This window comes from Falsirhodobacter xinxiangensis, from assembly GCF_004959935.1.
Taxonomy (GTDB): domain Bacteria; phylum Pseudomonadota; class Alphaproteobacteria; order Rhodobacterales; family Rhodobacteraceae; genus Falsirhodobacter; species Falsirhodobacter xinxiangensis.
Genome location: NZ_SMYN01000002.1, coordinates 379,123 through 401,109, shown reverse-complemented (window position 1 = coordinate 401,109; position 21,987 = coordinate 379,123). Strand labels below are relative to the sequence as shown.

Annotated in this window: 27 protein-coding genes; 18 read left to right on the top strand and 9 right to left on the bottom strand. The window is 66.9% G+C overall.

Going from position 1 to position 21,987, the window contains the following annotated elements; translation table 11 throughout:
• Positions 1-67: 67 nt before the first annotated feature.
• The 4 genes from E2K76_RS04080 to E2K76_RS04065 all read left to right on the top strand — a co-directional run bounded on the left by E2K76_RS04080 (position 68) and on the right by E2K76_RS04065 (position 3,877).
• Complete coding sequence (locus tag E2K76_RS04080) at positions 68-448, top strand: c-type cytochrome (protein ID WP_136682982.1); 381 nt, start codon at positions 68-70, stop codon at positions 446-448.
• Positions 449-635: 187 nt separating this feature from the next.
• The gene (locus tag E2K76_RS04075) at positions 636-2,432 is read left to right on the top strand and encodes a methanol/ethanol family PQQ-dependent dehydrogenase (RefSeq protein ID WP_136682981.1); all 1,797 of its coding nucleotides are present in this window, start codon (positions 636-638) and stop codon (positions 2,430-2,432) included.
• Between the two features lie 128 nt (positions 2,433-2,560).
• Positions 2,561-3,073 carry a c-type cytochrome, methanol metabolism-related gene (locus E2K76_RS04070; RefSeq protein WP_136682980.1) on the top strand — a complete coding sequence of 171 codons (513 nt, stop codon included), beginning with the start codon at positions 2,561-2,563 and terminating at the stop codon, positions 3,071-3,073.
• Positions 3,074-3,076: 3 nt separating this feature from the next.
• Entirely contained in the window at positions 3,077-3,877 is an 801-nt protein-coding gene (locus E2K76_RS04065; protein ID WP_136682979.1) for a substrate-binding domain-containing protein, read from the top strand.
• On the opposite strand, the gene E2K76_RS04060 is transcribed toward E2K76_RS04065, so the two are convergent.
• The gene (locus E2K76_RS04060; protein ID WP_136682978.1) at positions 3,874-4,713 is read right to left on the bottom strand and encodes a YncE family protein; all 840 of its coding nucleotides are present in this window, start codon (positions 4,711-4,713) and stop codon (positions 3,874-3,876) included. The genes E2K76_RS04065 and E2K76_RS04060 overlap by 4 nt on opposite strands.
• Positions 4,713-5,234, bottom strand: a complete 522-nt coding sequence (locus tag E2K76_RS04055) for an SRPBCC family protein (protein WP_136682977.1) — start codon at positions 5,232-5,234, stop codon at positions 4,713-4,715. The genes E2K76_RS04060 and E2K76_RS04055 overlap by 1 nt, the downstream gene beginning before the upstream one ends.
• A 162-nt stretch (positions 5,235-5,396) precedes the next feature.
• On the opposite strand from E2K76_RS04055, the gene E2K76_RS04050 reads away from it, so the two are divergent.
• The 14 genes from E2K76_RS04050 to E2K76_RS03990 all read left to right on the top strand — a co-directional run bounded on the left by E2K76_RS04050 (position 5,397) and on the right by E2K76_RS03990 (position 16,359).
• Positions 5,397-6,563, top strand: coding sequence for an ABC transporter substrate-binding protein (locus E2K76_RS04050; RefSeq protein WP_136682976.1), 1,167 nt, complete (start codon positions 5,397-5,399; stop codon positions 6,561-6,563).
• Positions 6,560-7,510 (top strand): PQQ-dependent catabolism-associated beta-propeller protein, encoded by a 951-nt coding sequence (locus tag E2K76_RS04045; RefSeq protein ID WP_136682975.1) that lies wholly within the window; start codon positions 6,560-6,562, stop codon positions 7,508-7,510. The genes E2K76_RS04050 and E2K76_RS04045 overlap by 4 nt, the downstream gene beginning before the upstream one ends.
• 12 nt (positions 7,511-7,522) lie before the next feature.
• Positions 7,523-7,951: a hypothetical protein gene (locus E2K76_RS04040; RefSeq protein WP_136682974.1), complete on the top strand. Its 429-nt coding sequence runs from the start codon at positions 7,523-7,525 to the stop codon at positions 7,949-7,951.
• 3 nt (positions 7,952-7,954) lie between these two features.
• A complete protein-coding gene (locus E2K76_RS20745; RefSeq protein ID WP_246032878.1) occupies positions 7,955-8,191 on the top strand; it encodes a PepSY domain-containing protein in 237 nt (78 codons plus the stop codon).
• Complete coding sequence (locus E2K76_RS04035) at positions 8,188-8,880, top strand: ATP-binding cassette domain-containing protein (protein WP_246032877.1); 693 nt, start codon at positions 8,188-8,190, stop codon at positions 8,878-8,880. The genes E2K76_RS20745 and E2K76_RS04035 overlap by 4 nt, the downstream gene beginning before the upstream one ends.
• Positions 8,868-9,653 (top strand): ABC transporter permease, encoded by a 786-nt coding sequence (locus E2K76_RS04030; protein WP_136682972.1) that lies wholly within the window; start codon positions 8,868-8,870, stop codon positions 9,651-9,653. The genes E2K76_RS04035 and E2K76_RS04030 overlap by 13 nt, the downstream gene beginning before the upstream one ends.
• Positions 9,654-9,662: 9 nt before the next feature.
• Positions 9,663-10,232, top strand: a complete 570-nt coding sequence (locus E2K76_RS04025) for a hypothetical protein (protein ID WP_136682971.1) — start codon at positions 9,663-9,665, stop codon at positions 10,230-10,232.
• A gap of 121 nt (positions 10,233-10,353) precedes the next feature.
• A complete protein-coding gene (locus tag E2K76_RS04020; protein WP_136682970.1) occupies positions 10,354-11,058 on the top strand; it encodes a LuxR C-terminal-related transcriptional regulator in 705 nt (234 codons plus the stop codon).
• Positions 11,059-11,102: 44 nt separating this feature from the next.
• Positions 11,103-12,170: an FIST N-terminal domain-containing protein gene (locus E2K76_RS04015; RefSeq protein ID WP_246032876.1), complete on the top strand. Its 1,068-nt coding sequence runs from the start codon at positions 11,103-11,105 to the stop codon at positions 12,168-12,170.
• The gene (locus tag E2K76_RS04010) at positions 12,167-13,471 is read left to right on the top strand and encodes an ATP-binding response regulator (RefSeq protein ID WP_136682968.1); all 1,305 of its coding nucleotides are present in this window, start codon (positions 12,167-12,169) and stop codon (positions 13,469-13,471) included. Before E2K76_RS04015 ends, E2K76_RS04010 begins: the two co-directional genes overlap by 4 nt.
• Positions 13,468-14,856 carry a sensor histidine kinase gene (locus E2K76_RS04005; RefSeq protein ID WP_169053196.1) on the top strand — a complete coding sequence of 463 codons (1,389 nt, stop codon included), beginning with the start codon at positions 13,468-13,470 and terminating at the stop codon, positions 14,854-14,856. The genes E2K76_RS04010 and E2K76_RS04005 overlap by 4 nt, the downstream gene beginning before the upstream one ends.
• The gene (locus E2K76_RS04000) at positions 14,853-15,530 is read left to right on the top strand and encodes a response regulator transcription factor (protein ID WP_136682966.1); all 678 of its coding nucleotides are present in this window, start codon (positions 14,853-14,855) and stop codon (positions 15,528-15,530) included. Before E2K76_RS04005 ends, E2K76_RS04000 begins: the two co-directional genes overlap by 4 nt.
• Positions 15,527-16,036 (top strand): hypothetical protein, encoded by a 510-nt coding sequence (locus tag E2K76_RS03995; RefSeq protein WP_136682965.1) that lies wholly within the window; start codon positions 15,527-15,529, stop codon positions 16,034-16,036. Before E2K76_RS04000 ends, E2K76_RS03995 begins: the two co-directional genes overlap by 4 nt.
• Positions 16,033-16,359: a hypothetical protein gene (locus E2K76_RS03990; RefSeq protein ID WP_136682964.1), complete on the top strand. Its 327-nt coding sequence runs from the start codon at positions 16,033-16,035 to the stop codon at positions 16,357-16,359. Before E2K76_RS03995 ends, E2K76_RS03990 begins: the two co-directional genes overlap by 4 nt.
• On the opposite strand, the gene E2K76_RS03985 is transcribed toward E2K76_RS03990, so the two are convergent.
• The 7 genes from E2K76_RS03985 to E2K76_RS03955 are packed head-to-tail and all read right to left on the bottom strand — an operon-like array spanning position 16,356 to position 21,976.
• Positions 16,356-17,495 carry a BatD family protein gene (locus tag E2K76_RS03985; protein ID WP_136682963.1) on the bottom strand — a complete coding sequence of 380 codons (1,140 nt, stop codon included), beginning with the start codon at positions 17,493-17,495 and terminating at the stop codon, positions 16,356-16,358. The genes E2K76_RS03990 and E2K76_RS03985 overlap by 4 nt on opposite strands.
• A complete protein-coding gene (locus E2K76_RS03980) occupies positions 17,489-18,082 on the bottom strand; it encodes a hypothetical protein (RefSeq protein WP_136682962.1) in 594 nt (197 codons plus the stop codon). The genes E2K76_RS03985 and E2K76_RS03980 overlap by 7 nt, the downstream gene beginning before the upstream one ends.
• The gene (locus tag E2K76_RS03975; protein ID WP_136682961.1) at positions 18,079-18,972 is read right to left on the bottom strand and encodes a VWA domain-containing protein; all 894 of its coding nucleotides are present in this window, start codon (positions 18,970-18,972) and stop codon (positions 18,079-18,081) included. The genes E2K76_RS03980 and E2K76_RS03975 overlap by 4 nt, the downstream gene beginning before the upstream one ends.
• Positions 18,969-19,901 carry a VWA domain-containing protein gene (locus E2K76_RS03970; protein ID WP_136682960.1) on the bottom strand — a complete coding sequence of 311 codons (933 nt, stop codon included), beginning with the start codon at positions 19,899-19,901 and terminating at the stop codon, positions 18,969-18,971. Before E2K76_RS03970 ends, E2K76_RS03975 begins: the two co-directional genes overlap by 4 nt.
• Entirely contained in the window at positions 19,894-20,226 is a 333-nt protein-coding gene (locus E2K76_RS03965) for a hypothetical protein (RefSeq protein WP_136682959.1), read from the bottom strand. The genes E2K76_RS03970 and E2K76_RS03965 overlap by 8 nt, the downstream gene beginning before the upstream one ends.
• A complete protein-coding gene (locus tag E2K76_RS03960) occupies positions 20,223-21,014 on the bottom strand; it encodes a DUF58 domain-containing protein (protein ID WP_136682958.1) in 792 nt (263 codons plus the stop codon). Before E2K76_RS03960 ends, E2K76_RS03965 begins: the two co-directional genes overlap by 4 nt.
• Positions 21,014-21,976: an AAA family ATPase gene (locus E2K76_RS03955; protein WP_136682957.1), complete on the bottom strand. Its 963-nt coding sequence runs from the start codon at positions 21,974-21,976 to the stop codon at positions 21,014-21,016. The genes E2K76_RS03960 and E2K76_RS03955 overlap by 1 nt, the downstream gene beginning before the upstream one ends.
• Positions 21,977-21,987 lie beyond the last annotated feature (11 nt).

Below are 21,987 nucleotides of genomic sequence, written 5' to 3'. Positions count from 1 at the left end.
GATGCACAAGGGTGAAAGCATCCGAAGCGTCGTTATATACTAAGCCGAAGAAGCCAAAGGAGAAACCATGCGGTCCCGCACCTTAGCCATCATCCTTGCCTGTCTTCCCGCGCTTGCCGCAGCGCAGGAAGGCGACGCCGAAGCCGGGCAGAAGGTCTTTCGCAAATGCATGGCCTGCCATGCCGTCGACGCCGATGCGCCCTCGCGCGCTGGGCCGAACCTGCACGACATCGTCGGTCGCACGACCGGCACGCTGGAGGGGTTCAGCTATTCCGAAGCGATGAAGAAGGCTGGCGAGGAAGGCCATGTCTGGACGCCGGAGGAAATCCTCAAATTCGTGGAAAATCCCAAGGGCGTGATCCCCGGCACCAAGATGACCTTCGCCGGGTTGAAGCAGGAGCAGGAGCGCGTGAACCTGCTGGCCTATTTACAGGCGCAGTCACAATAGGCCGCGATCCGCGCCGCCCCTCGGGGCGGCGTTTTTCATTCAGGTCATACTTTGGGCGGAACGAGCGGTGTTTGAATTGACGCAAAGCGAACACCGCCGCCAAATAAGATCAGAATAAGAGCCGCAGGGCCCCGTTCGGGGAGGAACAGGCCCGGCAGCTTTTGCAGGTTTTTCAGGGAGGAAGACCATGAGGAGACTCACGCTCGGGCTGACCGCGGCGCTACTTGCCTCGGCGGCCCATGCAAACGACTCGCTGCAGGCGATCCAACAGGACCCCAAGCAGTTCGGATCGCAGTTGGGCAACTATACCGGCAACCGTTATTCGGAACTGGACCAGATCACCAAAGATAACGTGGGCGATCTGCAGGTCGCATGGACCTTCTCGACCGGGGTGCTGCGCGGGCATGAAGGTGCGCCGCTGGTCATCGGCGACGTGATGTATGTCCACACGCCGTTCCCGAACATCGTCTATGCGCTGGATCTGAACAACGACGGCAAGATCCTGTGGAAATACACGCCGGAACAGAATGCCGACGTGATCGGCGTGATGTGCTGCGATACGGTCTATCGCGGGCTGGCCTTTGCCGACAACACCATCTTCCTGCACCAGGCCGACACGACGCTGGTCGCGCTGGACGCCACCACCGGTGACGTGAAATGGAGCGTCGTGAACGGCGATCCGGCCAAGGGCGAGACGAACACCGCAACCGTCATCCCGATCAAGGACAAGGTGCTGGTCGGCATCTCGGGCGGGGAATACGGCGTGCGGGGGCATGTCACCGCCTATAACATCGCGGACGGCACTCAGGCCTGGCGCGCCTATTCCACCGGCCCGGACGAGGAGATGCTGGTCGATCCCGAGAACACGATGGTTCTGGGCAAGCCGATCGGGGCCAATTCCTCGATCGACAGCTGGGAGGGGGACCAGTGGCAGATCGGCGGCGGCACCACCTGGGGCTGGTTCACCTATGATCCGGAACTGGACCTCGTCTATTACGGCACCGGCAACCCTTCGACATGGAACCCCAGCCAGCGTCCGGGCGACAACAAGTGGTCGATGACCATCATGGCCCGCGATCCCGATGACGGGATGGCCAAATGGTTCTACCAGAAGACCCCCCATGACGAATGGGACTTCGACGGCGTGAACGAGAACGTTCTGATCGACCGCGAGATCGACGGCACCATGCGCAAGCTGCTGGTGAACTTCGACCGCAACGGCTTCGCCTATACCATGGACCGCGAGACGGGCGAGTTGCTGGTGGCCGAAAAATACGATCCGGCCGTGAACTGGGCGACCGAGGTCAACATGGACCCCGAGAGCGACCAGTATGGCCGCCCGCAGGTGGTCGCCGAATACTCGACCGAGCAGAACGGCGAGGACGTCAACTCCACCGGCATCTGCCCGGCGGCGCTTGGCACCAAGGACCAGCAGCCCTCGGCCTATTCGCCGAAGACGCAGCTGAACTATGTGCCGACGAACCACGTCTGCATGGATTACGAGCCGTTCCGCGTCAGCTACAGCGCCGGCCAGCCCTATGTCGGGGCGACGCTGTCGATGTATCCGGCACCCGACAGCCATGGCGGCATGGGCAACTTCATCGCTTGGGACGCCGTGACCGGAGAGATCAAGTGGTCGCTGCCCGAGCAGTTCTCGGTCTGGTCGGGCGCGCTGGCGACGGCGGGCGACGTGGTCTTCTATGGAACGCTGGAAGGGTATCTGAAGGCTGTCGATGCAACGACCGGCGAGGAGCTTTACAAGTTCAAGACCCCGTCCGGTATCATCGGCAACGTGATGACCTATGAACATGGCGGCAAGCAGTATGTGGCCGTGCTGTCGGGCACCGGCGGCTGGGCGGGCATCGGCCTTGCGGCGGGTCTGACCAATGCCAATGACGGTCTGGGCGCAGTGGGGGGCTATGCCGCGCTTTCCGATTACACGGCGCTGGGCGGCTCGCTGACGGTGTTTGCGATACCCGACTGATCCTGCACATCGGTCGGGCTGGGGCCGCCTTTCGGGGCGGCCCTTTTTTCATGCCCGACTAAAGGTTGAGGGACACGTGCCGGCCCCCGCACTAACCTTCCCTGAAAGACTCTTTGGGAGGAGAGCGTATGACGAAGCCACGCATGGCCCTTGCCGCCGCGCTGATCGCGCTTTGGGCCGGGGGTGCCGCCGCGCAGCAGAAGGATATGGCGGTGGATTCCAATGACGGCATCCGCAGCTTCAACGCCGAAGGCACACCCGTGCCCGAGATCGCCGAGGATGGCACCGTCGATTGGCCGACCTTTTCGGGTTACCGCCGCTATCACGCGGAATGCCATGTCTGCCACGGCCCGGATGGCGAGGGTTCGACCTATGCGCCCGCACTGAAGACTTCGGCGCTGCATATGGATTACTACGACTTCCAAGGGGTCGTCGCCAGCGGGCGGCAGAAGGTCGGCGCGTCGGAGAATTCGGTGATGCCCGCTTTTGGCACCAACCCCAACGTCATGTGCTATCTGGACGACATCTATACCTATCTCCTGGCGCGCGGCACGGACGAGGTTCCGCGCGGGCGTCCGGCCAAACGGGCAGAGAAGTCCGATGCCTTCACCGAGGCGGAAACCGCCTGCATGGGGGGCTGAGGGATGCGCTGGGCGGTGCTTGCCGCAGCTATGGCCCTGCCTGCGAACGCGCAGGTCGCCGACCTCGTGGACCGCACCGCCTTTCGCGTCTGCGCCGACCCCGCCAACGCCCCGATGTCGCACGAGGACGGATCGGGTTTCGAGAACAAGATCGCGGAGTTGATGGCGGAAAAGATGGACGTTCCGCTGACCTATACTTGGTTTCCGATGGTGTCGGGCTTCGTGCGCCAGACGCTTCAGGCGGCGAAATGCGATGTCATCATCGGTTTCGCCCAAGGGCATGAGTTGGTTCTGAACACCAACCACTATTACACCTCGACCCATGTTCTGATCGTGAAACGCGGCAGCGATCTGGAAGGGGTGGACCGCCTGACCGATCCGCGCCTTCAAGGCAAGCATGTGGGCGTCATCGCCGGCACGCCGCCCGCGACGCATCTGGCGCGACTGGGCCTGATCGGGCTGGCCAAGGGATACGATCTGGTGGTGGACCGGCGGGTGGAAAACCCCGCGGGCGACATGCTGGCGGATCTGGAGGCGGGCACGATCGACGCCGCGATCCTGTGGGGTCCAATCGGTGGCCCGCTGGCCCGCGCGCGCGAGGATATGATCGCCGTGCCGCTGATCCACGAAACCGCGACGCCGAAGCTGTTCTATCGCATCACCATGGGTGTGCGCGCGGGCGAGTTGAACTGGAAACACGAGTTGAACTCGGTCATCCGCCGCAATCAGGGGGAAATCGACCAGATTCTGAAGGATGCCGGGGTCCCGATCCTGGACGATTTCGGTACGGCGCTGAAAAGCTAGGGCAGGGTGGCGGTGAAGCTGCCGAAGGCGCGGGGGCCTGCGGGCATGTCCAGCGTTTCGGTCACTTGCATCGCCATCGGGTCGATCACCGAAAGGGTGTCCGAGAACCAGTTGGCGACCAGAAGGCGGTCGCCGTAGGGCGCGATCCCTTCGGGATATTCGCCAACCTCGATGGTGCCGATCACCTGCCAAGAGGCTGCATCGAAGACCGTGACGCTTTCTTCGTATTGGTTGGTCACGAACCCGCGTCCGGCTGCGAAGGCGATGGCATAGGGCCGCTCGCCCACGGGGATGGTTGCGACCAGCGTCGCGCTGTCCAGATCGACGACCGACACCGTCTCCGACAGCACATTTGCGGCAAAGGCGTGCCCGTCATGGATCGTGACGCCGAACGGGTGATGGCCGACAGCGACGTGCCGCGTCTGGTCACCGATCAGCGTCAGTTGGTCCGCATCCCGGTCGGCGGTCACGATCAACCCGTCCGCTACCGCGATGCCGGAGGGCGCGGCCCCGGTGGCGATCTCGCGCAGCACCGCATCGCCCACTTCGACGATCCCGCTGCCTTCCCAATCCGATACCAGCGAATGCCCGTTCGTCGGGTCCACCGCCACGCCGAAAGGGGCGCCGGGCAGGGGGATGCGGGCGATCTCGCGCCCGTCGGGGGCGATGCGGTGCAGCAGCTTCGTCTCCACCGCGACGACATGGATGATGCCGCGCACCGGATCGACGGCCACGGCGGCGGGTTTGCCCGGAACCGGGACGGACGCCGTCACCGCGCCATCCGTGACGATCGTCACCACCCCTGCATTCTGCGAGGTGATGGCCGCCAGATCCATCACTGGCCGAAGCGTTCCGCAAGCCCGTCCAGCGCCGCGCGGTAATGCGCATTCACCGCCGCAACCGCCGCGTCGTCGTTCAGATCGGGCGGCGGGTCGTTGTTCGGAAACCCGCGATAGAAGCCGCCGCGCATTTCCACCAGAGCCTTGCCGCCGTCATCCTTCACCGTCAGCACGGTCGAGAAATTCGTGACCGGGATCGCCTCGATATCGTCCTTGGTCATCCGGAAGGACATGGTGCGCTTTTCGGGATCGTATTTCGTCAACTCCTCGGTCAGCACCGTGCCGCTGTCCAGCGTGACGGTGCGGGTGCCGTCCTTCTCGTTCCCCTGCGGCGCATCGACCGAGGCGACGCCCGGCATCCATGACAGGTCGCCGAAATCGCCCACCGCCTGCCAGACCTCGTCCGGTGTGGCGTTCAGCACCACGTCCTGCGTGGTTTTCTGGCGCGAGGGGCCATGCGCCTCGGCCATTCCGGCAATCAGGGTCGTGGCCGCCAGGGCCAGTGTGAACAGGCGCATTCCATCCTCCGCTTTTTGTGGATGGTTACGGCGCAGGGGGGCTTCGGCAATCCGACGAAAGTATGATGCGCAATGAAATCATTGGCTTATTCGTTTCTTAATATGAAAATAGGTTTTGCCGCGCCCCCCGCGCATGTCTGAATGGACAGGGGAGGAGCCGTCATGCGGAAGACAGTGGCATTCGCCGCGCTCGTGGCGTTTGGACAGCCAGCCTTGGCGCAAGAGATCGTGGCGGCAGTGATCCGCGTGGACAAGCCGGGTCCGCTGCCGATCTCGCGGCTGGATCTGATGCCCGACGATCTGGGCTTTGCGGGCGGCACGCTTGGCACCGCCGACAATGCCACCACGGGCGGCTTCATGGGGCAGACCTTCACCACGCTGGAGGTCCGCGCCACGCTAGAAACGGCCGAGGCCGAGATGCAGCGCCTGCTGGACGGCGGCATCCGTTTCATTGTGACGCTGGCCGATGCGGACACCACCGTGCGGCTTGCCGATATGGGCGGGCTGGTCTTCAACGCCGCCGATACCAGCGATCGGCTGCGCGGGGTCGATTGCCGCGCGAACCTGCTGCACACCGCGCCCAGCGATGCGATGCTGACCGACGCGCTGGCGCAGTTCCTGATGTGGAAACGCTGGGACGAATGGTTCCTGATCGAAGGCAGCCACCCCGAGGATACCGCGCTGGCAGATGCCTATCGCCGCGCGGCCACCAAGTTCGGGGCAAAGATAACCGAAACGCGGACTTTCGAGGATACCGGCGGCGCGCGCCGAACCGACAGCGGCCATGTGCAGGTGCAGGCGCAGATGCCCGCCTTCACGCAGCGGGCCGCTGCCCATGACATCGTGATCGCCGCCGACCATGCCGGCGTCTTTGCCGACTGGCTGCCGTTCCACACCTGGGACGCGCGTCCCGTCGCCGGATCGGCGGGCCTGACGCCCGTGAACTGGCACCCCGCGCACGAGGCATGGGGCGCGATGCAATGGCAGTCGCGGTTCGAGAAGCAGGCCCTGCGTCCCGCCCGCGATCAGGATTTTCAGGTCTGGATGGCCCTGCGGTCCTTGGGCGAGGCGGCGACCCGCACCAATTCCACCGACCCGCAGGTGATCGAGGATTACATCCGCGGCGATGCTTTCCAGCTTGCCGCCTTCAAGGGGCAGGCGCTGTCCTTCCGCGATTGGGACGGGCAGCTTCGCCAGCCGATCCTGCTGGCCTCGGGGAATGTCGTCGCCTCGGTCTCGCCACAACCCGAATACCTGCACCAGACTTCGCAGATGGACACGCTGGGAATCGACCGCCCCGAGACGGAATGCAACATGGAGGGAAGATGAGACTGCTTGCGATATTGGCCTTCGCAGCCGCACCGGCCCATGCCGAAAAGATATTTGTCAGCAATGAAAAGGGCAACACGATCACCGTCCTTGACGGTGCGACCCACGAAATCCTGCACACCATCGAAGGAATGCAGCGCCCGCGCGGGATCACCGCCTCGCCAGACGGGAAGTTCCTCTATGTCTGCGCGTCGGACGACAACCTTGTCAAAGTCTATGACACCGCGAGCTATGAGGAACTGCCGAGCCTGCCGTCCGGCCCCGATCCGGAACTGTTCGTGCTGCACCCCTCGGGGAACCCGCTGTATATCGCGAACGAGGATGACAACATCGTCACCGTCGTCGATGTGAACACGCGGCAGGTGCTGGCCGAGGTTCCGGTCGGGGTGGAGCCCGAAGGCATGGGCGTCCACCCCGACGGCTCCATCGTGGTGAACACATCCGAAACCACGAACATGGCCCACATGATCGACACCGCGACCTATGAGATCGTCGCGAACGTGCTGGTGGACAGCCGCCCGCGCTTTGCTCAATACGACAGCGACGGCAGCCATCTCTATGTCTCGGCCGAGATCGGCGGGACAGTATCCGTCATCGACACCGCGAAAAATGAGATCGTTCACAAGATCACCTTTGACGTGCCGGGCGTTCTGCCCGAGGCGCTTCAGCCGGTGGGCGTGCGCCTGACGCCGGATGACAGCAAGATCTATGTCGCGCTCGGCCCGTCGAACCGCGTGGCGGTGGTGAATGGCGAGACGTGGGAGGTCGAGGAATATCTGCTGGTCGGCCAGCGCGTCTGGCAGCTTGGCTTCTCGCCCGACAGCAAGTTCCTTTACACCACCAACGGCAATTCCAACGACATCTCGATCATCGACGTGGCGACGAACGAGGTCGTCAAATCCGTGCCCGTGGGCGAACAGCCCTGGGGCGTGGTCGCAATCCAATAAAGGGGGGAAAGCATGAAACGCATCATCGCGGCACTTCTGCTGGCGGCGCTGCCCGCATCGGCACAGCAGTTCGACTATGGCTTCGCGGGGCTGATGGGCAAGGCGAACCGGGTGGAACTGGCCCCCCTGACGCTCGGGTCCGGCAAGCCGGTGGCCGAGACACCCTATGCGCTGAAATCGGGCGCCTATTACCGCATGAAGATCGTTGCTGATGGGTCCGCCGAACTCGCGCTGTCGGGCGGCGACTTCTTCCGCGCCATCTGGATCAACGAGATCGTCATCAACAACATCGAGATCCGCCCGATGGGCGTGCATTCGCTGGAATTCGACGCGGCGGGCGAGGCGGAGATTTCCTTCATCGCCATCACCCCCGGCACCTACACCCTGTCGATCCCCGGATCGTCGGGGGAATCGCAACGCGCAACCTTCACGATCGGATAACCCATGAAACGCCTGATCCCGCTGATCTTTCTTGCAACCCCCGCCTTCGCGCAGGACGCGACACCCGAACAGATCGCCGCCATCGACGCGGCGCTGGCCGAAGTCCAATGCGAAGTGGACAGCGCCAACATCGAAATCGAGGATGGCATCTTCGATCTGGACGACGTGATCTGCGCCGACGGCCAATACGACGTCAAGATGGACGCCGAATACAAGGAAGTGGAGCGCCGCAAGGAGTGAGTGCCCTTCGCGTCGAAAATGTCAGCCACCGCTTCGGGCGCATCCCCGCGCTGGAGGATGTCAGCTTCGACGTGCCAAAGGGGTCTTTCACCGCGCTTCTGGGCGTGAACGGGGCAGGGAAGACGACGCTGTTTTCCCTGATCACCCGCCTTTACGACAGCACCTCGGGGCGGATCGAGGTGGCGGGTTTCGACATTCGCCGCCAGCCGCGGCAGGCGCTGGCCCGCCTTGGTGTCGTGTTTCAAAGCCGCGCGCTGGATCTGGACCTGACCCTGCGCCAGAATCTGCGATATCACGCCGCGCTGCACGGTCTGGCGCGCCCCGATGCGCGGATCGATCAGGTGTTGGCGATGGTCGGCCTGTCGGACCGGCTCCACGCAAAGGCCCGCACGCTTTCGGGCGGCCAGCAACGCCGGGCCGAAATCGCGCGCGCCTTGATCCACGAACCCACCCTTCTGCTGCTGGACGAGGCGGCGGCGGGCCTCGACGCCGCCTCGCGCCGCGATGTGCTGTCCATCGTGCGCGGGCTGGGGGCGCAGGGCGTCTCGGCCCTGTGGGCGACGCATGTGTTCGATGAAATCGCGCCGGACGATCCGGTGGTGATCCTGCACAAGGGCCGCGTTCTGGCGCATCGTCCCGCCGGCACCGACCTGACGACCGAGTTTCTGGAGATGACATGCGCTGGCTGACCGTCTTCCTCGGCATCGCCAGCCGCGAGCTTCTGCGCTTCACCCATCAGCGCGAGCGATTCTTTGCCGCGTTGGTCCGCCCGCTGGTCTGGCTGTTCATCTTCGCCGCCGGGTTTCGCGCCGTGCTGGGCCTGTCGATCACGCCGCCCTATCAGACCTATGTGCTGTATGAGGTCTATATCGTCCCCGGCCTGTGCGGGATGATCCAGTTGTTCAACGGCATGCAATCCTCGCTTTCGATGGTCTATGACCGGGAAACGGGGGCGATGCGGACGCTGCTGGTCAGCCCGTTCCCGCGCTGGTTTCTTCTGGGGTCCAAGCTGGTCGCGGGGGTGCTGGTGTCCGTCATACAGGTCTATGCCTTTCTGGCCGTCGCGTGGTTCTGGGATGTGCGCCCACCCGCGGTGGGGTATCTGGCCGTTCTGCCCGCGCTGATGCTGTCGGGGGTCATGCTTGGCTCGCTGGGCCTTCTGATCTCGTCCACCATCCGGCAGCTGGAGAATTTCGCGGGGGTGATGAACTTTGTGATCTTTCCGATGTTCTTCGCCTCGACCGCGCTTTACCCGCTGTGGCGGATGCGCGATGCCAGCCCGCTTCTGCACGACATCTGCGCCTTCAACCCCTTCAGCCATGCGGTGGAGTTGATCCGCTTCGCGCTTTACCTGAAGCTGGAGCCGGTGGCGCTGGCGGTCGTGCTGGTCTGCACCGCGATCTTCTTCGGTGCGACCGTGTTCATGTATAACCCCGAAAAAGGGCTTTGGCGCCGCAGATAGGAGGAACCGATGTTCAAGATCCTGATCGCCATGCTGATTGCCACCCCCGCGCTGGCAGCCCCCGAGGGCGGCGACTGGCCCTGCATCCAGCGCCGCGTGCCACATCTGTCGCTGGCGCAGGTCTGGGCGGGACCGTTGCCGGACGAGGCCACGACCGCGCTGGCGAAAACCCCCGAGGTGCAGGCCGTCGCTTCCCGCATCGCCCTGCGCCGCACCCCCATGCCCGAGGTCGAGGCGTTGATCGCCGATTACCCCGGCGATCTGACCGCGCTGTATCTTGCGACCTTCGATCACATCAACCTTGCCCGCGACCGCGTCATGTCGGGCATCACGCGTTATGCCAACAAGCAGACCGCGCTGGACGCGACCATCAAGCAAAAGCGCATCGAGTTCGACCGCCTGAGCGCCGCCGATCCGCCCGATTTCGACGCCATCGACGCCGCCGAGGCCGAGATCGACTGGTCCACCCGCATCTTCCTCGACCGGCAGCAGTCGCTGACCTATGTGTGCGAGACGCCCGTCATCCTTGAACAGCGCGCCTTTGCCATCGGTCGCGCGGTCGCGGCCCGTATCGACTGACGCGCCCGTCCTTATTATTTTCTGATGAGGTGCAAGAAAACAGTTCTCAACCCTGCGCGAGCGTCCTAGACTTTTTCTTGTCGGAAGGGAGTGGAGGCCCGGCCGGCAGGGGAGGAAATCCATGCAACAGTTACCGATCCGGGATTCCGGAAGCGATGTCGCGCGCGGTGCGAACAGCCAGTCGGTCTGCGATATCCTTATCGTCGACGACCATCCGCTGATGTGCGATGCGCTGACCGTCACGCTGTCCCATGCCTTCGGCCTGCGCCGGGTGCGGACGGCGGCCAGCCTTGCCGCCGCGCAGGCCAGCATCCGCGCCGATGGCGTGCCGGATGCCATCGTGCTCGACCTGAACCTGCCGGATGTGGCGGGGGTCGAAGGGGTTCTTGCGCTGAAGATGCAGGTCGGGGATGCGCCGATCACCGTCATCTCGGCCGAATTTGAAAGCCGCACCGTTGCCGCGCTCTTGGCGGCGGGGGTGCGTGGCTACGTCCTCAAAACCCTCGCACGCAGCCGGATGATCGAAGCGTTCGAGACGATGTGGGCGGGCGGGATCGTCACGCCGGATGCCTATGACCCCGACGATCAGGGCGAGGATGCCGCCGTCGCCGCGCTGGCCCGCGATTTCGCGACGCTGACGCCGCAGCAGATGAACATTCTGCGCCTGATCTGCCAGGGGCGTCCCAACAAGCTGATCTCGTACGAGCTGTCCATCGCCGAGGCGACCGTGAAGACCCATATCGCGGCGATCATGTCCAAGATCAATGTCAGCAATCGCACGCAGGTGGCGCTGCTGGCAAACAGGGCGCGGCTTTTCGTCCGCTGATCATGAACCCGCGAGTCATCAGGACCTGCGGCCCCGTAGCGGCAATGGCCGAGGAGATCGCTGCGGCCTTCGACGGCCTGCCGCTTGCCGCCGTGATGCTGTTCGCCTCGGATGGCGAGGAGCTGGCGCCGCTGTCGCTGGATCTGCGAGAGCGGTTTGCCGATGCGCGGATCATGGGATGTTCGTCCGCGGGCGGGTTCGCTTTCGGCAGCTATGACAGCGACGGGGTTGTCGCGATCGGGCTGCCGGCGGCGCATTTCAGCGTCTGCGCGGTGCCGCTGCGGGGCCTTCACGATGCAGGGGCGCTGCAATGGATGGGGGCGCTGCGTTCGGCCTCCGACGGGTTGCGCAGGGTGCCGGGGCGGTCGCGCTTCGGCATCCTTCTGATCGACGGGCTGAGCCAGCGCGAGGAATTGGTCAGCGCGATGATCGACGCGACGCTTCCGGGGCTGCTGGTTCTGGGCGGATCGGCGGGGGACGGCCTGCGCTTTGGCCGCACGCATCTGGCGCTGGACGGGCGCGCGGTGGATGGCGCGGTCTTCTGCCTCATGGAGACGGATTTCCGGATCGAGGAGGTGATCTTCGATCATATCAGCCCCACGCCCACCCGGCTTGTCATCACCGATGCCCGCCCCGAGGAACGGCTGATCCTCGAGATCGACGCCGAACCCGCCGCCGACGAATATGCCCGGCTGATCGGTGCGGTGCGAGCGGACCTCGGCCCCGCGCATTTCGCCGAATTTCCGCTTTTGGTGCGGATCGGTGGGCAGCAATTCGTGCGTGCCATATCCGAAGTGACCGAGGGCGGCGGGCTACGGCTCATGTCCTCGGTCGCGACGGGCGAGGTGATGACCATAGGCCGCGCCGAAGATCTGACCTGCGGGCTGGAGGAGCGGCTGTCGCGGCTGGCCGGGGCGACGCTGATCCTCGGCTTCGACTGCATCCTGCGCCGCATCGCGCTGGAGCGGGCAGGGCAGCAGGGGATCGTTGCGAGGCTCTATCACGATTACAACGTGGCCGGGTTCAACACCTATGGCGAACAGCATCGCGGCATCCATGTGAACCACACCTTCGTCGGCCTTGCCTTCCTTCCACCCGAGGTGCGCGCATGACCGACACGATGAAACTGCGCCGCATCAACGCCGCCCTGATCCGCAGGATCGACCAGCTGGACGCGGAACGCAGTTCCACATGGTCCTTGGCCCGCACCGCCGCGCTTCTGGAAAAGGAGGTGCTGGCCCGCAACCGCGATCTGGAACGCGCGCTGGCGGAACTGTCGGCCATCAACGCCGAACTCGCCACCGCCCGCGCCGCCGCCGAGGAGGCGAACCGCGCGAAGTCACGCTTTCTGCGCGCTGCCAGCCACGATCTGCTGCAACCCCTGTCGGCGGCCAAATTGTTCCTGTCGCATCTGGGCGAGGTGGCGCAGGATGCGGGGCAACGCGACCTCGTCGCACGCATCAACGCCAATTTCGAAAGCGCCGAGGAACTGATCCGCGCGCTTCTGGAAATCGCCCGGCTGGATTCGCGCAAGCTGGATGTGAACCCCGCGCCCGTTTCGCTTTGGCGTCTGTTCCAGCGGCTGTCGATTGACATGCAGGGGCTGACGGCGGGGCTGGATCTGCGCTTCGTGCCATCCTCGGCGGTGGTGACGTCGGACCCGGTCTATCTGCGGCGGATCGCGCAGAACCTGATCTCGAACGCGCTGAAATATACCGAAAGCGGGCGCGTGCTGGTCGGTGCGCGCCGCGACGGCGACGCGATCTGGCTGGAGGTGCATGACACCGGCCCCGGCATCGCCCCCGCCGATCAGCGCCGCATCTTCAACGAGTTCGAGCGTCTGTCGCGGTCCGACGTGCCGGGGATGGGGCTTGGTCTGTCCATCGTCAACCGCGCCTGCGCCCAGCTTGACCACCGGCTGGAGGTGCGCAGCCATCCCGGACGCGGATCGTTGTTCCGCGTGCGCCTGCCGCTGGTCGGCGGGGTGTGCCTTGTGGACGCGCGGCCCGCGCCGGGGCGTCAGATGCCGGGCATCTTCGCGCAATCCTCGGCCTTGGTGGTGGAGAACGATCCGAACATGCGGCAGGCCTTCGTCTTCCTGCTGGAAAGCTGGGGGATGTCGGTGGCGCATGCCCAAGGCACGGTCGCGGCGCTGCGCCATCTGGAACGGGGGTTCCGCCCCGACGTCATCCTGACCGACTATCGGCTGGAGCACGGAGACACGGGCGTTCATGCCATCGCCTCGGTCCGGGCTGCATTGGGGTCGGCGGTTCCGGCGCTGATCGTCAGCGGCGAATGCGCGGATGCGATCCGCAAGGCATCCGGCCATCTGGGCGCGGCGGTGCTGGAAAAGCCGGTGGCCGAGACGGCACTGCGCGAGGCGGTCAACGGGCTGCTGCGGGGGGTGCGATGAACCTGCGCGCGCGTCTTTCTCTGGGGGCGGCGGCACTGGCCGCGCTGGCCGTTGCGGCGGCGGTGGTCGCGGTCGTGGGCCTGCAACGCACCGAACGTCTGGCGGCCGAGGCGATGGCCGCGCAGCACCGGATCGAAAGCTATTCCAGCCTGTCGGCGCGGGTGAACGAATGGGTCATGGGCCGTCTTGGCGCTCGCGAGATGATCGGGGATGTCGCCGTCACCGCCACGCTGGACCTTCTGGATGCGCTGGTGGCCGAGGATATCGCCGCAGCGCCCGCCGCCCGCGATCGCGCAGGGCAGCGCATGGTCGTCGCCAGCCTGCGCGGCCATTTCGCCCAGCTTCAATCCAGCCTGTCGCGCCATCCGCTTCCCTCGCCCGAGGCGACGGCGGCCATCGGCTTCTATGCCGCGCAGGTGCCCGCCGTGATCGCGGGCCAGATCCAGCAGGACGCAAGACGCAGGGAAGCGGCGATGGAGGCGATGGGTCATCTGCGCCAGCGTCTGCGCGCTCTGGCCATCGGCATTGCCGTGGCGGCACCGCTGGTTCTGGCGCTGCTGCATCTGCTGCTGCTGCGCCCGCTGATCCGGCGGCTGCGTCTGGCGGGCGTCGGCCCCGACACGGCGCATGACGAACTCTCGCTGGCACTGGCGCGCATCCGCCGCCGGACTAACCGACTGGACCGGGGCCAGCGGCGGCTGGAGGCGACAATCGCCGCCCGGACCGAGGAACTGCGGGAGGCAAACGCCCGCCTGTCCGCCGTCGATGCCCGCCGCCGCCGTTTCTTCGCTGATGTCAGCCATGAATTGCGCACCCCCCTGACCGTCATCATGGGCGAGGCGGAGCTTGGCGGCAGCTTTGCCACCATACAGGCGCGGGCGCAGCGCCTGTATCGCCGGATCGAGGATCTGCTGCGCATCGCCCGGTCCGACAGCGGCCAGCTTGATCTTGAAAGCGCCGCCGTCGATCTGCCAGCCGTCATCGCCGCGGCCGAGGCCGACCTTGCCCCGGTCCTGCGCCGCGCAGGCGTCGTGGTCCAGACGCGGATCGCGCCCGCGATGGTGCGGGGCGATGCCGATTGGCTGCGGCAGGTCTTTGCCGGGATCATGGAGAACACCGCCCGCCACGCGCCACGATCGAACCTGCGCATCGAAGCCGCAGATGGCACCGTCACCTTCACCGACGACGGCCCCGGCCTGCCGCCGGGCAGCGCCATGACCGAACGGTTCGCCAAGGGCGGCGGGCGCGGCTTCGGCGTCGGCCTCGCGCTTGCCCGCTGGGTGATCGAAGCGCATGGCGGCACCCTTGCCTTGGACAGCCCGGGGATCGGGTTGCGCCTGACCATAACCCTGCCGCTGGCCCACCGGGCCGAGGAGGCCGCATGACCCGCATCCTGATCGTCGAGGATGACCCCGACATCGCATCGCTGCTTCAGCGCGGCCTTGGCGCCGAAGGATACATGACCGTGTGGGAGCCGGGCGTGGACGAGGCATTGGCCCGGCTGGCCCAGGGAACCTTCGACGCCGCCATCGTGGACATGATGCTGGACGACGATCGCGGCACACGCCTTCTGGAAGAAATGCGCCTGCGCGGCCATGACATGCCCGCCATCGTCCTGTCGGCGCTCAACCGGGTCGAGGATCGCACCGAAGGGCTGGATGCCGGCGCGGGCGATTACATCGTGAAGCCCTTCCAGATGGCCGAACTGGTTGCGCGGCTGCGGGTGCAGTTGAAGCGCGCCGCCCCGCGCGAGGAGGTGCTGCGGCTGGGCGGCCTGCGTTTCGATCCCGCCAGCCGCAGCGTTCTGGGCGAGCGGCGCATCGTGCTGACCGAACGCGAAGGGGAATTGCTGGCCTTTCTGATGCGGAACCCCGGACGCGTCCTGACGCGGGGCGAGATCTTCGACCGGCTTTGGGCACCGCATGGCGGATCGACCGAGAACGTCGTCGATGTCTATCTCGGTTATCTGCGGCGCAAGCTGCCGCCTTTGTCCACCTGCGGGCTGGCCCTGCGCACCTTGCGCGGGCGTGGCTTCGTTCTGACGCGCGAGGATGTATGAGGGTCCTGTTCGCACTTCTGATCGCGACGCCCCTTTCGGCGGGCGAATTGTCCGACGTGATCCTCGCCCCCGGCGCCCTGTCGGGGCTTGATGCACCGCTGACCTATGACCGCAAGCTGGGGGACGAGAGCGAGACGCTGCTGCTCCGACCGGGGCCGCGCCTGACCCTGATACTCGACGGCAGGGAGGTCGGCGCATTCGCACCGGACTCCGCGCATCCAGCGGTCATGTTCTTTCTGGAATCCACCGTCCGACACATGGCCGAGGCGACCGGCGGCAGCCCGTTCTACATTCGCAACCGCATCCGCGACGCGCTGGCACAGGCACCGTTGGATGCGCCCGTGATGCCGTTCTCGGGCGATCCGAACCGTGCGCAGATGGGCCAGTTCGCCGGATTGACGCTGACCTTCCAAACCGAGGGCGCGGAGGTCCTGCAACTTTCGGCGGATACCGCTGCGGGGACAGGCGGCTATCATGAAAGCCTGACCTTGGTGGAGGGCGAATGATGCGCTGGATGATCCTTTGGCTGCTGGCGGGCCCCGCCATGGCGCAGGTCAGCGATTATCCCACCAACGCGCGGGCGGAATATGTGTTCGGCTGCATGGCGGTGAACGGGCAGACGCGCGACGCGCTGGACCGCTGTTCCTGTTCGGTGGATGTGATCGCCTCGATCCTGCCTTATGACGATTACGTCTCGGCCGAGACGGTGCTGCGGATGCGCCAGACCTCGGGCGAACGCTCGGCCATCTTCCGTGGCACCGCGACGACGACCGAGATCGCGGCCCAGCTTCGCCGCGCGCAGGCCGAGGCCGAGATCCTCTGTTTCTAGCCCCGGAGCCGTTTGCGGAACCCGTGGCGCAGCGGGCGCCCGGCATAGATCGTCTCGTCCAGTTCGGCCAATGCGGGGGTTGCGGCGTCCCTCCGTTCGGGGTGGGCATCCAGCCAATCCTCGGCGGCGCGGCGCAGGGCCAGCATGTCGTGACGGCGCGCGGCCCGGCGCAGACGCAGCGCGGGCATCGGCGACCAGCGCGCGGCAAGGATGCGCAGGATCGACCCCGCCCGCCGCTCGCCCCGCGTCAGCGCGAAAAGCCCGACCCCGAAACCGCCGACCAGCGCCAGGACCGAGGCCCAGCCGCTCGTTGCGCCCGACACCGCCTCGGCGCTGCGAAAGCTGGCGTAGCCAATGGACAAGGGCGGGATCGTCACTGAAGACACCTTGCGGGCCTTGGTGTCGAAGAAGGGGATGACGACGGGGGCAAGCACGCCCGGCTCTCCGGTTTCGGGGCGGAACTGCCATGTCCAGATGGCGGTGGCGACCGGGCCGTCGGGCGTCAGCTCCAGACTGCGCTCCACCGGGGCGGCGAAGGTGATGAGCCAGTTCTCCGACACGACGGGGCGGGGCGGCAGCATCTCGGGCAGGGCACCGACGGCGCGCAGGGTGACGCGGCGGGTGACGGTCTGACCATCCTCCAGCCGGTCGGGGCGGGTCGAAAGTTCATCCGTCAGCGTCAATTCCCGCGCGGCGAAACGCCAGGGGTTCACGGGATGAAACGGCGGGTCCAGCGGCATCGGCGCGATGGTCAGCTCCAGCGGATGGGACATGACGGTGATGTCCTCGCGCTGGCTGCCTTGGCCGATCACGGTCATCTCGTGTTCCACCGGGCCGAATGCGGCGATGCCGGTATGGCGGGGAAACAGCGACAGCTTGCGTTCGAACACGATGCGCAGCCGCCCGTCGATGCGTTCCTCGCGCCAGTCGTCCTTTTCCAACTGCACCCAGTCGAACCGGTCGGAGGGCAGGACCAGAAGCCGCTCCAGCGCCACCTTGCGGTCATAGGTGCCGCGAATGGTGACGGGGATCATCTCTCCCTCGACGATGCGGGGGGATGTGGGATGGGCGATGATCTCCAGCCGGTCCTCGGCAATGGCGGGGAAGGCCAGCAAAAGCAGCAGCAGGATCACCATGGGATCGCCTCCTCGGCCCCGCCGAGGCCCAGCGAGTCGCGGCGGGTCTTTTCGTCCGCGAGGCGTAGGCGCAGGAATTCGGCGGGATCGTCGGGCAGGGATGCAAGCCACGCATCGTCGGCCACGCGCGTGCCTTGGTCCAGCGGGCGGCTTTCGGCGGAAAAGAGTTCGACGGGCGGGCCATCCGTGGGGGCGACCGTGGTGGCGATGCGGCCCGACTCGTTTCCCTCGCCGATGGTGCGCGGGGCCAGCGCATCGACCACGGCGCGGTTGTCGCGGGCCTGACCGTCGGCAGGGTTGGCGAACAGCACCGCTTCGAAATAAGCGCGGGACAGGGCATAGTCCCCGGTCATCGCCAGCGACAGCCCGCGGTTATAGGTTGAACTGCGCCCCGCATCGGCAAAGGCGCGGTCGGCCTTGGCGTAATCCCCGGCGCGATACAGCGCGACGCCTTGCGCGGCGGGATCGTCGATCAGCCGCGCGGCGAGCGATGGCAGCCCCGCCATCAGCGCCAGCTTGCCCAAGGCGGCAGGTCCCGCCAGCACCAGCACGCCAAGGGCGGCGACAAGGATCACGGCCCGCCTCATCCGCGCCTCCGGAACAGGGGCAGAATCGCGACCATGGCGAAGGGGATCAGGAATGGGCCAAGGTCGCGGAACACGCGGCGGGCTTCGTCGCTGGTGGCAAGGCGGGCGGTGCGGGCGGTCTCGATCCGCTGCATCATGGCCCCCGCCTCGCGCGCCGGAAGGGCGGTGCCGCCGCCAGCGCGGGCAATGGCCTCCAGCGCCGCGGGATCGGCGGCGGGCGCACCGTCCGGACCCGGCCCGTCCAGCGACAGCGCCCAAAGCCGCGCACCGGAATCCGCCAGCCGCGCGGCCTGTTCTTCGGCCCTCGGCCCTGCGCTGCCCCCGTCCGAGATCAGCAGGATGTCGGCCCCGTCCAGCGTGCCGAACAACTCGTCCAGCGATCCGATGGCGATGTCCGGCCTGCTGCCCGCCAGCGGCATGGTGTCCGGCCCCAGCACCGCAATCAGCCCCTGAAGCGAGGCGGCGTCGGATGTCGGCGCGCTGGCGACATAGGCCTGCGCTGCGTAAAGCGCGGCCCCCACCGGGCGGCCTGCAAGCCCAAGCGCCTGCGCTGCCGCCGCCTGCGCGTCGGCCAGACGCGCACCGCCCGCGACCGAGGGCGACATGTCGATCAGCAGGATGAGCGGGTCCTGCCGGATCAGCGCCCCGGCGGCGATCATCCGCGCGGGGCCGGACAATGCCACCGCCGCGATGGCCGCCGCCAGAAAGGGCAACACCGATGGCCAGCGCGAGGTCGCCCCCGACACCATGCCCAGCGCCCGCATTCGCGCCATCACGGCAGGGTTCACGATCCCCTCCCACCCGCCCGCCCGTGTCCGACGCATCGCCATCCAGCCCAGCAGCAGAATGGGGATCACCGCGGCCAGCCACCATGGGCGCAGAAGGATCATTCCGCCCCCCGAATGCCAAGCACCGCCGCAGCGCCAAAGGCCAGCATCGCGGGCCATATCCAAAGCGGTTGCGGCACGATCACCGGCGGGCGCGATCCGGGGTTCGGCTCCAGCCGGTCCAGTTCCTCGCTCATTGCGGCAAGGTCGGACATCTGACGCACGCGCCACGCCCGCCCACCTGCGCGGTCCGCGATGGCGCGCAGGCTCGCGGTATCGACTGCATCGCGCGCGGCCGGGCGGGTTTCCAGATCTTCGGGGCCAAGGGCGATGGTATGGACGCGGACGCCATGTTTCACCGCCAAGGCGGCAACCTGCGTGGCATCGACGCGGTTCGACGTATCGCGCCCGTCCGACAGCAGCACGATGATCCGCGTCTGTGCCGCATCCGACGACAGCCGTTTCAGCGCAAGGCCGAGCCCGTCCGCGATGGCGGTCGATCGGCCCGTGATGCCGATGGATGCCTCGTCGATGGCGCGGCCCACGGCGGTCAGATCGAAGGTCGGCGGGGCGGCGACATAGGCGCGGTCGGCGAACAGCACCAGCCCTATCCGATCGCCGCCCCGCGCCAGAACGAAGCCTTTGGCCACCCGCTTCACCGCGTCCAGACGCGAGATCTGCTGCCCGTCGAGGCTGAAATCCTCGGTCAGCATGCTGCCGGACATGTCCAGCGCAAGGATGATGTCGCGCCCAGTGGCCGAGGTGTCGCGCGTCGGGACCAGCCGTTCCGGCCCGGCAAGCGCAAGGACCAGCGCCGCCCAGCACAGCGCCGCCAGCAGGGGCAGGCGCCGATGGGCCGTGGCGGGGCGGGCGGCGGCGGCAATGGTGGGCGGGACCTCCAACGCGCCGCCGATGGCCGCGCGGGGCAGCAGCCGCATCACCAGCGGAAGCGGCAGAAGCAGCAGGGCCAGCGGATGGGCAAGGTCAAACATCACCGCGCCCTTTCCACGCCGCCCGGATCAGCGGGCGAAGGTCGGGCGGCGGTCCGGCATAGAGGCCATCGGGGGCGGTGCCACCCAGCCGCCGCAGCAGGCGCAACTCCTCGATCAGCCGCGAATCGGGGGGAAGCGGGTCCATTGCGGCCAGCAGATCGTCCAGACGCGGCTTCGGGCGGCGCACCAGCGCGGGACGGATCGCTGCATGGACGATGAGGGCAAGCAGGGCGCCAAGCGCCAGCGCCGCCGCGACCTCGGGCCAGTGCAGGGCGGCGAAATCGGCGGGCAGGCGCGGAGGGTGAAGCTGCGACAGAAGCGTCATTCTTCATCCACCCCAAGGTCGCGCAGCCGGGCGGCAAACGCTGCCCGATGCGCGGGGATGGCTTTGAAACTGCCGCGCCGGACCACGCCGCCCGCGCAATAAGGGAGCGCGACCGCGGGGGGTGCATCTTCGAACGGGTCGGCGGCACGGATCATGCGCAGGGGGCCGCGCCGCAGGATCGCGCCCAGCGCCGCCTCCAGCCCATCGCCGGGCTGGTCGAGCGACGATGCAAGCACGATCCCCGCGCCGCGCGGAGCCGTCCGGGCCGCGCGCAGCAGCAGCGGCGTCAGGTCCGTCGCCGCCCGTGCATCGGCCAGTGCGGCGGCATGCGCGCGTTCAAGACAACCCGCCACACGCGCCATCCCCCGAACGCGCGGCATCGGGCGTTCGATGAACAGGCCGCCGTCGGTGATCGCCGCAACCCCGACCGCGCCGCCTGCCGCCTCGGCCTGCCACCCCGCGACCGCCAGTGCCCGCGCGGCAAGGACCGAGCGGAAGGTTTGTGTGCCCCATAGCATCGGCCTGCGGAAATCCGCGATCAGGATCAGCGCGCGGTCGCGATCCTCGTGAAAGCTGCGGATCTGGGGAATGCCGGTGCGGGCGGTGGCGGCGGCGTCGATATGGCGCGGATCGTCGCCGGTCGCAAAGGGGCGGATCTCGCGGATTTCGTGCCCTTGGCCGCGCGGGCGGGTCGCAGTGGTGCCGGGGCGATCGGCGGTCACGGGCAGGCGGGGCGGGGCGTGCCGCAGCGCCATCAGCGCATCCGCGGTGACCACCGTCGGGTCCATCACCAGGGCCGCACGGTATCCAGCAGGCGGGCGACGATGGCCCGCGCCGGGATGCCTTCGGACGTTGCGCGCCAGCTTGGGACCAGCCGGTGCGACAGCGCATCGGGGGCCAGCGCCTCGACATCTTCGGGCAGGGCATGGTCGCGCCCGTGCAGGAACGCCCGCGCCCGCGCCGATGCCGCCAGCGCCAGCGTGCCGCGCGGCGAGACGGCATGGTCGATCAGCCCCTCGAGCGGGGTGCCTTGGGTCTGGCGGGTGCCGATCACCAGCCGCACGATGAAATCTTTCAGCGCCGGGGCCAGCCGGACCGCTGCCGCAGCCTCGCGCGCGGCGAACAGATCGTCATGCGCCAGACGCGGCAGGGGGTCCGGGACATGCCGCGCCTCCGCCTCGGCCAGATCGAGGATCGCGCGTTCGGCATCCGCATCCGGCAGCGCAAGGTCCACGTGCAGAAGAAAGCGGTCAAGCTGCGCTTCGGGCAGCGGGAAGGTGCCTTCGTGTTCGATGGAGTTCTGCGTGGCGACGACCATGAACGGATCGGGCAGCGGCCGGGTGATCCCTCCCGCGGTGACCTGCGCCTCGGCCATCGCCTCCAGCAGGGCCGATTGCACCTTGGGCGGGGCGCGGTTGATCTCGTCCACCAGCACCAGCGAATGGAACAGCGGACCCGAGACGAAATCGAAGCTGCCCGCGTCCTGCCGGAACACCTGCGTGCCTGTCAGGTCCGAGGGCATCAGGTCGGGCGTGCACTGCACCCGTGCGAAACTGCCATCCAGCCCGTCCGCCAGCCGCTTCACCGCGCGGGTCTTGGCGATGCCGGGCGGCCCTTCGATCAGGACATGGCCACTTGCCAGCAGCGCGACCATCAGCCGTTCCACCAACACCTCGTGCGCGATCAATCCTTCGGCGATGCCGTCTGCCAGCCGCCCGATGGCGGCCAGCGGCGCGTGACGCATGTCCATGCCTTCCTCCG